The sequence below is a fragment of the Meiothermus hypogaeus genome, from assembly GCF_003574035.1.
In the GTDB taxonomy this organism is placed as follows: Bacteria; Deinococcota; Deinococci; order Deinococcales; family Thermaceae; genus Meiothermus; species Meiothermus hypogaeus.
The window spans coordinates 1-8890 of the sequence record NZ_QWKY01000103.1 but is presented as its reverse complement, the minus strand read 5'-3'; the positions used below and the strand labels follow the sequence as shown (position 1 = coordinate 8890).

The following is an 8890-nucleotide window of genomic DNA, read 5'->3' as shown; positions in this document are numbered from 1 at the left end:
GGGCAGGTCACCTACGTGTTACTCACCCGTCCGCCACTAACTGCCGAAACAGTCCGTGCGACTTGCATGTCTTAGGCATACCGCCAGCGTTCACCCTGAGCCAGGATCAAACTCTCCAAAAATGCTCGCCCAAAAAGGCGAACCAGGGTTTTTCTCGTTTAGAACGTCCGAGAAAACGACGTTTAGTACGTGTTTCTGCTGATCTTTCTTTGTCAAGGAGCTTGGCCACCTCGCGGCAGCGCAACGAGAAGTGTACCGACTACCCTCAAACCTGTCAAGCCCTCCCCAAAGGGGGACTGGATTGATTGCTCAAGCTCATCTGGGCAGCCCGAAGTTGCAAGGCCCGCAGCAAGTCGGTTTTGCTGAGGATACCAACCAGGTTGCCTTCGGCGTCGGTGATGAGGAGCCTCGAGAACCCCTGTTCGGCCATGCGCTGCAGGGCCGTGAGGGCCTCGGTGTATTCGTCTAGCTGTAAAGGGGGGCGCATGCGCTCCTGTACCCGCGTTTGCGGGGAGGCCCCTTGCAGGTCTTCTAGACTTATGAGGCCCAAAAGTCGCCCTTCTTCCACCACCGGATAGCCCACATGCCGCTCCAGCATCATCTTTTCCAGAAGTTCGGCCACGCTCAGGCTGGGCGATACAACGCTGACTTCCCGGGTCATCAGGTCGCGCACCCGCAGACCCTCGAGGGTCCGGTTCAGCACGGCTTGTTCGGCCTCGGCGCTGGCCGCCATAAAGACAAAAAAGGCAATCAGGAGCATGAAGAGGTTGCCCACCAGCAAGCCCAGCAGGCCCAGTCCAAAGGCCAGGACTTTGCTGGTAGCCACGGCGGTGCGGGTGGCTACGAGATAGGGTTGGTATAGCGCTAGCAGGCTGCGCAGGATGCGCCCGCCGTCGAGCGGTAGGGCTGGAACCAGGTTGAACAGGGCTAGACTCAGGTTGATGATGCCCAGGTACCCCAGCAGAAACTGCCCCTCGGCGGCGCTCGAGGGCAACAGACCGCGCAGTACCGTAAAGAACCCCGAGAGCAACACGCTCACAATGGGGCCGGCGATGGCAATAACGGCCTCGGCACCACGGGCGCGGGGGATTTGCTCGAGCTGGGCTACCCCGCCCAGAAGCCACAGGGTAATCTCGCGGGTCTGTACCCCGTAGGCCCGGGCAGTGAGGGCATGGCCGAGTTCGTGGATGAGCACACTGAGGAAAAGCCCCAAAGCGGCCAGCAGGCCCAGCAGGTAGGGGGTGGGGCCTTGCAACAGTTCCGGAGGAGCACTGATTTGCAAAAGTTGCAAATAGACCGGAAGCTGGCTGCCGATCAGAAAGGCAAACAAAGGCAGCACGATCAGAAAACTCAGGTCGAGCGAGACCGGGATGCCCAAAAGCCGGAAAGGAAGCCGGATGGGTCGAGAAAACATTTCGCCCATGCTACACCTGCGCCAGAAGGTCTGCGTGAGATGGTTTTTGCATCGGTATCTGGCCTTTGAGTTGTCGCCTTCTCACGTGTGGAATGGCCCGATCTTCTACCCTGAGACCATGACCGATGTGCTGGTGGTCGGGGCCGGGTTTGCCGGGATGGTGGCGGCCCGGGAACTGCTGCGCCGGGGCTACAGGGTGGTGGTGCTCGAGGCCCGTGACCGGGTGGGGGGCCGGGTCTTGGGTGGACAGGTGGGCGGGCTGCGCGTGGACTTCGGCGGCACCTGGCGGGGCCCCCACCAAACTGCCCTGGACGCACTGGCCGCCGAGTTCGGGGTGGGCCGGATTCCCCAGTATGCGACTGGGCGGCGGGTGCTGGAAATAGGAGGGCAACGTAAAACCTACCGGGGTCTGGTACCGCCTGTTGGCCTGCGGGCGGCCTGGCAGACGGGAAAAGCCATTGCCCAGCTCAATCAAATGGCCCGGAAACTACCGCAGGAGGCCCCCTGGCAAGCCCCGGTGGCTGCTACCTGGGATGCCCAGACCGTGGCGGACTGGCAGGCTGGGGTCTCGTCGGAGGCGGCCCGGCGGTTGTTTGATGTGGCTACCCGGGCTATTTTGTGCGCCGAACCCCAGGAGGTCTCGCTTTTATATTTTCTGGCCTACATACGGGCCGCAGGCTCGCTGGAGAGCCTGGCCGAGGTTAAGAATGGAGCCCAGCAAGACCGCCTCGAGGGCGGCATGCACGGGCTGGCGCAAAAACTGGGAGAGAGCCTGGGGGAAAGCCTGGTGCTTTCTAGCCCGGTTCAATCCATCGTGCAGGAAACTGATTCGGTCACGGTCCATGCCGAGAGCGGGCGCTGGCAAGCCCGGCGGGTGATTGTGGCGGTGCCCCCCCTGCTGGCCGCCGAAATTGCCTTCAGTCCACCCCTACCAGACCGACGCCGGCAACTGCAGGTTTCGATGCCGATGGGTTCGGTCATCAAGTGCTTTGCCGCCTATGCCAAGCCGTTCTGGCGAGCGCAGGGGCTTTCCGGCGAAGCCATCAGCGATAGCGCGGTGGTGAGTCCGGTGTTCGATCTGAGCCCGCCGGACGGCAGTTTGGGTATTTTGGTGGGTTTTATAGATGGGGCTATGGCCAGGATGTGGAGTGCAAAAACGCTCGAGGAGCGCCGGGCCGAGTTCGTGCGGTGCATGGTTCGCTTCTTTGGGCCCGAAGCCGCGCACCCCCTGGATTATGCCGACCACGACTGGACAAAAGAGCCCTGGAGCCGGGGCTGCTACGAGGGCTACATGCCACCCCAGGTGATGACCCGCTACGGCGCGGCCCTGCGCGAGCCGGTGGGTCTTATTCACTGGGCCGGAACCGAGACCGCAACCGTCTGGACGGGGTATGTGGAGGGGGCCATTCGCTCGGGGCAGCGGGCGGCACAGGAAGTAGCGGTTACACTGGGTTGATGCGCCTGATTTTGGTTCCCACGCCCATTGGCAACCTCGAGGACATTACCTTGCGGGCCATTCGGGTTCTCAAGGAAGCCGAGGTAGTAGCCTGCGAGGACACCAGGCGCACCGGCATTTTGCTCAAGCACCTGGGTATCTCCAAACCGATGGTGCGGCTCGACCAGCACACCGTGGGCAACGCCAAACGGCTGCTAGAAGGCTACGAGCGGGTCGCCTACGTGACCGATGCTGGCACACCAGGTATCTCCGACCCTGGCGCCGAGCTGGTGGCCCTGGCGCTGAAGGAAGGCTGGCAGGTGGAGGTATTGCCCGGCCCCACAGCCCTGATTCCGGCCCTGGTGGCCTCGGGCCTGCCAGCCGCCCGCTTTGCTTTCGAGGGGTTCCTGCCCCAAAAGCGTTCGGAGCGTAAGGCGCGGCTGGAACAGGTCGCGGCGGGCCGTACAGTGATACTCTACGAGGCCCCCCATCGCTTGCGGGAAACCCTGCAAGACCTGCTCCAGACATACGGCCCCGAGCACCCAGTGGCCGTTGTCCGCGAAATTTCCAAGCTGCACGAGGAAATTTGGCGAGGCCGCCTGGGCGATGCGCTCGAGCATTTCAAAGAGCCACGGGGCGAGTTTGTGCTGGTGTTGGGGCCAAAGGCGCCAAAGGCCGAGGGCCCAAATCCCAAAGCCGAAGATTTGCTGATACAGCTCAAGGGGCAGGGACTCAAAGGCAAGGAACTGGTCAAAGCCCTGGTTGAGGCGGGGGTTCCCCGCAACCAGGCCTATGAACTGGCCCACAAGCAAGAGGCCACGAAAAAGCCATTGAATAGCTAGTCAAAGGCCTTGATGCTCCATGTGCGAAATGTCTGAAGCCGGCGTGCATTCGGCCCTGAGCCCTGGGCTTTGGGTCCCTTGATGACACAAACCAGACCTTTCTGAGTAAACTAACAGGCAGTTTTTGGTTGGCGGCCCTTGGGCTCGAGTAGAACAAGTTCTGCTTGTGGAGTTTGCTTTGATGAAACGGATTGCGGTTTTTACCAGTGGAGGCGATGCACCCGGCATGAATGCGGCTATTCGCGCGGTGGTGCGCTCTGGTGTGGCCCACGGCCTGGAAGTGATCGGTATCCGCAGTGGCTACCAGGGCATGATCGAGGGCGATTTTGTACCGATGGGGCCGCGGGATGTGGCCAATACCCTGCAACGGGGGGGTACTATTTTGCTCACGGCCCGCAGCAAGGAATTTATGACCCCCGAAGGTCGGGCCAAGGCTGCGGAAAATCTGAAAGAAGCCGGAATCGATGGGGTGATTGCCATTGGCGGCAACGGAACCTACGCCGGGGCGGCCAAGCTCCAGGCGGAACATCACATTCCGGTGGTAGGCGCACCGGGGACCATAGACAACGACCTCTACGGCACCGACTACACCATCGGTTTCGATACGGCGGTGAACACTGCCCTGGATGCCATCGACCGCATCCGCGATACTGCTGCCAGTCACTCGAGGGTCTTTTTCATCGAGGTCATGGGCCGCCATGCGGGCTTTATTGCGCTCGAGGTGGGGATTGCCGGGGGGGCGGAGGTTGTTGTGATTCCGGAGATTCCCACCGACGCCCAGGCCTGCGCCGAGGTAATTAACAAGTCGGCGGAAAAGGGCAAGCGCTCCTCCATTGTGGTGGTGGCTGAAGGGGGCTACGAGGGCGGGGCCGAGCAACTCGCCCGGGATGTGCGCCAGTACTCGGGCTTCGAGGGCCGGGTTACGGTTCTGGGCCACATCCAGCGCGGGGGCAGCCCCACGGCCAAAGACCGGGTGCTGGCCAGTCGTTTAGGTGCCGCCTGCGTGGAGGCCCTCCTGAGTGGGGCCAGTGGGGTGGCCATTGGCGAGGTGAACGACGAAATTCGCCTCACCCCCTTCAAGGAAGCCATCGAGAAGCGCAAGGATATCAACCACAAGAAATATGAACTTGCTAGGGTACTAGCCTTGTGACAGTTAGCCGTACTACATCACACTTCTAAAGTTCCGTCAAAATTAGTGGAATATGGGTCAAAACCTGGAAGTCGCTACCCTGGGAGGCGGATGTTTTTGGTGTTTGGAAGCAGTCTACGACGAACTAAAGGGCGTAGTGGATGTGGTCTCGGGCTATTCCGGGGGGCACGTGCCCAACCCCACCTACGAACAGGTGTGCAGCAAGCAGACCGGCCACGCCGAGGTAGTGCAGGTGACCTTTGACCCCAGCCAGATTTCGTACCGGGAAATCCTGGAAATCTTCTTCACCATTCACGACCCTACCACCCCAAACCGCCAGGGCAACGATGTGGGACCTCAGTACCGTTCGGTCATTTTCTATCACTCGCCTGAACAAAAGGCAGTAGCCGAAGAGGTAATTCAAACCCTCACCCTGGCAGGGGTCTGGCAAAACCCAATCGTCACCGAGGTGGTTCACTTCGAGAAGTTCTATCCTGCCGAGGACTACCACCAGGAATACTTCAAGCGTAACCCCTACCAGCCCTACTGCGCGTTTGTGGTTGGCCCCAAGGTGGCCAAGTTTCGCAAGCAGTACTTTGACCGGCTCAAGAAAAACGCTGCGATTGGTTAGGCCCTGGTAAGGCCCCCTGGGGGGGTCTTTTGCGGTACACTCCCTGAGGCATGGCCCAAGGGAAGAGCAAAAGCAAGTATTACGTGGTCTGGAAAGGCCGCAAAACCGGAATTTTCTCTTCTTGGCCCGAAGCCGAGGCGCAGGTCAGGGGTTTTGCAGGGGCTCAGTTCAAGGCTTTTGACAGTCTGGACGAGGCTCGGAGGGCTTTTGCTGGAGAATACGACCACTACAAAGGTCAGAAAGCCAATCAGGGCAGGCTATTGGAGCTACCTCCACCGATCACCCCCAGCTACTGTGTGGATGCGGCTTGCAGCGGTAATCCGGGGTTGCTCGAGTACCGCTGTGTGGATACTGCTACGGGGAAGGAAATTTTTCACCGGGGGCCTTTCGCCCAGGGTACCAACAATGTGGGGGAGTTTTTGGCCATTGTGGAGGCCCTGATGCTATGTAAGGAAAAGGGTCACCCCTGGCCTATTTACTCGGACTCGGTGAATGCCATCGCCTGGGTAAAGGCTAAAAAAGCCCGTACCCATCTAAAACGCACCCCGCAAAATGCGGTCTTGTTCGAGCGCATCGCCTGGGCCGAGGACTGGTTGCGCTCCAATACCTACTGCAACCCGATTCTCAAATGGCAGACCGAGAGCTGGGGCGAAAACCCCGCCGATTTTGGGCGTAAATAGCCGCGTTCAGGGATGATTGATGTAGGGGAGCAGGGCCGCTCTGAGAATCGGGTTTCCGGCCGCCCAGTCAAACATGGGGCGGGCAAACGGGCTACTCACGATGCCATCCTTGACCCCGCTGGGAATCTGCTCGGAGGGGTAGCGCAAAGCGCCGGTAGAGGCCACAAACTCGCTGGGGAAGCTCACCCAGATGGTAATAGCCAGGAACAGGCCCCACAATAGACCCCCTGCACCGCCGATGATGCCCTCGAGGGTAGGGGTCAGGAAGGTTAGGGGAATGAGCTGGGCTACGTAGGCCATCCCCAGACCCAGCACCAGGGCCAGCAAGGGCAGAACAAAGCTGGGAACCAAAGGCGTTACCAGTGGGGCCAGCAATACATACAGCACCAGCGCCGATATGGCGGCCAGGGCAAAGTGGGCACCCTGACGAATGCCCATGGCCACGGCTGCCGCCAGCACAAGAAGAGCCATTAGATCGAGCCAGCTTAGCATCAAACTGAAGTATACCCATGCCGCTGCATTTTCAAGTGCAGTTTTGACCCAGCGCTGACCTCAGCCTGGCTTATATCCAAAGCCTGCTGTGAGCAACTAGAGGGCTGTAGTACCAGACTCGGTTGATTCGTTACCGAACGGTAACGAATCAACAGGGCCGAAGTTATCCGCGTAGCGGAGGGCGATACCGCCCCTTGGAAGGGAGACGCTTTCTTCGCCGACCGACAGTGAAGGGCCATCGGCCCCCGGCTAGCGCCGGTACTCAAGGGAGGGGTGTGCTCTAGGATTCAAAAAGACAACCTGTGGGTTTTTTGGTTTTGTAAACTGTCTTTTTGAATCCGGTATAACGGAAAACTGTAAATAGCAGCAGCAACAGCGACTAACGGCGGATGGAAAAACCATGTTGCTCCAGAGCAGCAATAATGGCTTGCATAAAGCCATCGGTCTCGAGGTCGGTCAGGGTGCGCCCCTCGTGGCGGAAGGTCAGGTGGAAAGCCAGGCTCTTCTGGCCCTCCTCGAGCGGTTTGCCTTTGTAAACATCGAAAATCTCGAGCTTTTCTAGGTGCGCGCCCGCGCTTGCGCGAATCAGACCCTGAACCTCGGCAAAGGGGGTAGATTCCGGCACCACCACCGCCAGATCGCGCATGGAAGCGGGGTACTTGGCAAGGTCTGTAAAGGTGCTCGAGCCTTTGCTCAACGGAAGGGTGAGCTCGAATAGGAACAATTCGGGTAGTTCCAGGGCAGCAGCAATGGCCGGGTGCAGGGCGCCGATATGCCCCACCTTCTGCTCGTTCCAGTAGACCGCCCCGCTGATGCCTGGGTGCAGGTGGGGCACAGTCTCCTGCTCGACCCGCACCAGACTGCCCAGGTTGCGCGCGGCGGTCTCGAGGAGCCCCTTGAGAGCAAAGAAACTGCTTTGCAGGCCCTTCTGCCAAAGCCCCGGCACCGGATCGCCGCACAGCAGAGCTGCGAGGTGGGGGGTTTCGGTCTGGTTGAAAACGTTGCCCACCTCGAAGAGCAGGAAGGGGCCCTCTTCGGCCTGGGCCAGGGCGGTTTGCAGGTTTTTGAGCAGGCCGGGGTAAAGGGCCGTGCGCAGGGCGGTGCGGTCGGGGGTCTGGGGGTTTTGCATGAAGACCGTGGGGGCTGGCGCCCGCATTAGCTCGCACTCCTGCGGCGACGACCAGGCGTAGTTCAACACTTCCTGGAAACCCAGCCCGGCCATCACCTGCTTGAGCCGAAGGGTGGCCTCGTAGGGGGCGTCTACGCCCAGGTTGTCGGGATGGGGGAAGAAACTGGGCAGAGTGACGGGAATCTGGTCGTAGCCCACGATGCGGGCCACCTCTTCCACCAGGTCTTCCTCGATGGCGAGGTCTACCCGGTGGCTGGGCGGTATGACCTCCCAGACCTCCTCCTGGGCGGTGGTCTGCACCGTGCAGCCCAGGCGCTGGAGCACCTGGCGCTGGGTGGCCTGGGGGTAGTCCATCCCTACGAGCTTGCAGGCATAGCTGGGGCGAAAAGTGATGGGCTTTGGGGGCCGGGTGTGGTTGAGGTCCAGGCGTTCATGGGCGACCTCGACCCCCTCGCCCCCCCAGGCTTGCAGAAGCTCCATGAAGCGCTCGGCGGCCAGAGGCGGCCCGTCGGGATCTACCCCGCGCTCGAAGCGGTAGGAGGCCTCGGTCTTGAGGCCCTGGCGCCTGGCGGTGCGGCGCACCCGCACGGGGTGGAAGTGGGCCACCTCGAGGGCCACCGCAGTGGTGGTATCGCGAATTTCGTCCTCGAGGCCTCCCATTACCCCGGCCAGCCCGGCGGGGCGGGTCTCCTGGCCCTCCTTGACGGTAATGAGCAGGTCGCGCTCGTCCAGGATGCGCTCCACCCCGTCCAGCGTGACCAGCTTTTCGCCGGGGCGCGCCCGGCGCACCACCAGCCCTTCGCGGATGAAAGCGGCGTCGTAGGCGTGCATGGGGTTGCCCAGCTCGAGCATGGCGTAGTTGGTGGCGTCCACCACGTTGGAGATGGGGCGCATCCCGGCGGCATAGAGGCGGCGCTGCACCAGGAGCGGGCTGGGAGCCACCTTCACCCCCCGCGCGTAGGACAGGGTGAAGCGGTCGCAGCCCTCGGTGTCTTCAATCCAGACCCCAAAGGGCAGGGATTTACCTTTGCCAGAGTGTTTTTTGGCTTTTTCCTCTTTCGCGATTTGTGGTTCTTGTGCAAAAGATTTTTCTGTGGTTGGCTGTGGCTCTGGCTGTTTTTTTTCTTCGGGCTGCTCG

General features: G+C 60.9%; 8 protein-coding genes and 1 rRNA gene. 5 read left to right on the top strand and 4 right to left on the bottom strand.

Annotated elements, in window-relative coordinates; translation table 11 throughout:
- Both Mhypo_RS16125 and Mhypo_RS16120 read right to left on the bottom strand, forming a co-directional pair.
- A 16S ribosomal RNA gene (locus tag Mhypo_RS16125) occupies positions 1-122 on the bottom strand; the annotation flags it as partial.
- Positions 123-274: 152 nt separating this feature from the next.
- Positions 275-1414, bottom strand: a complete 1140-nt coding sequence (locus tag Mhypo_RS16120; RefSeq protein WP_119342280.1) for a site-2 protease family protein — start codon at positions 1412-1414, stop codon at positions 275-277.
- A gap of 34 nt (positions 1415-1448) precedes the next feature.
- Here Mhypo_RS16120 and Mhypo_RS16115 point away from each other — a divergent pair, with 34 nt between their 5' ends.
- The 5 genes from Mhypo_RS16115 to Mhypo_RS16095 all read left to right on the top strand — a co-directional run bounded on the left by Mhypo_RS16115 (position 1449) and on the right by Mhypo_RS16095 (position 6131).
- Complete coding sequence (locus Mhypo_RS16115; RefSeq protein WP_170148333.1) at positions 1449-2870, top strand: flavin monoamine oxidase family protein; 1422 nt, start codon at positions 1449-1451, stop codon at positions 2868-2870.
- Positions 2870-3691 (top strand): 16S rRNA (cytidine(1402)-2'-O)-methyltransferase, encoded by an 822-nt coding sequence (gene rsmI / locus Mhypo_RS16110; RefSeq protein ID WP_119342278.1) that lies wholly within the window; start codon positions 2870-2872, stop codon positions 3689-3691. Before Mhypo_RS16115 ends, rsmI begins: the two co-directional genes overlap by 1 nt.
- Positions 3692-3872: 181 nt before the next feature.
- Entirely contained in the window at positions 3873-4841 is a 969-nt protein-coding gene (gene pfkA, locus Mhypo_RS16105) for a 6-phosphofructokinase (protein ID WP_119342277.1), read from the top strand.
- A 52-nt stretch (positions 4842-4893) separates the two neighbouring features.
- Entirely contained in the window at positions 4894-5451 is a 558-nt protein-coding gene (gene msrA, locus Mhypo_RS16100) for a peptide-methionine (S)-S-oxide reductase MsrA (protein WP_119342276.1), read from the top strand.
- Between the two features lie 50 nt (positions 5452-5501).
- Positions 5502-6131, top strand: coding sequence for a ribonuclease H1 domain-containing protein (locus Mhypo_RS16095; protein WP_119342275.1), 630 nt, complete (start codon positions 5502-5504; stop codon positions 6129-6131).
- A gap of 6 nt (positions 6132-6137) precedes the next feature.
- Here Mhypo_RS16095 and Mhypo_RS16090 read toward each other — a convergent pair whose 3' ends face one another.
- Both Mhypo_RS16090 and pheT read right to left on the bottom strand, forming a co-directional pair.
- Positions 6138-6623, bottom strand: coding sequence for a hypothetical protein (locus tag Mhypo_RS16090; protein ID WP_119342274.1), 486 nt, complete (start codon positions 6621-6623; stop codon positions 6138-6140).
- A gap of 379 nt (positions 6624-7002) precedes the next feature.
- Positions 7003-8890, bottom strand: a 1888-nt coding sequence (gene pheT / locus Mhypo_RS16085; RefSeq protein WP_119342273.1) for a phenylalanine--tRNA ligase subunit beta, incomplete at its 5' end; no start/stop codon positions are given.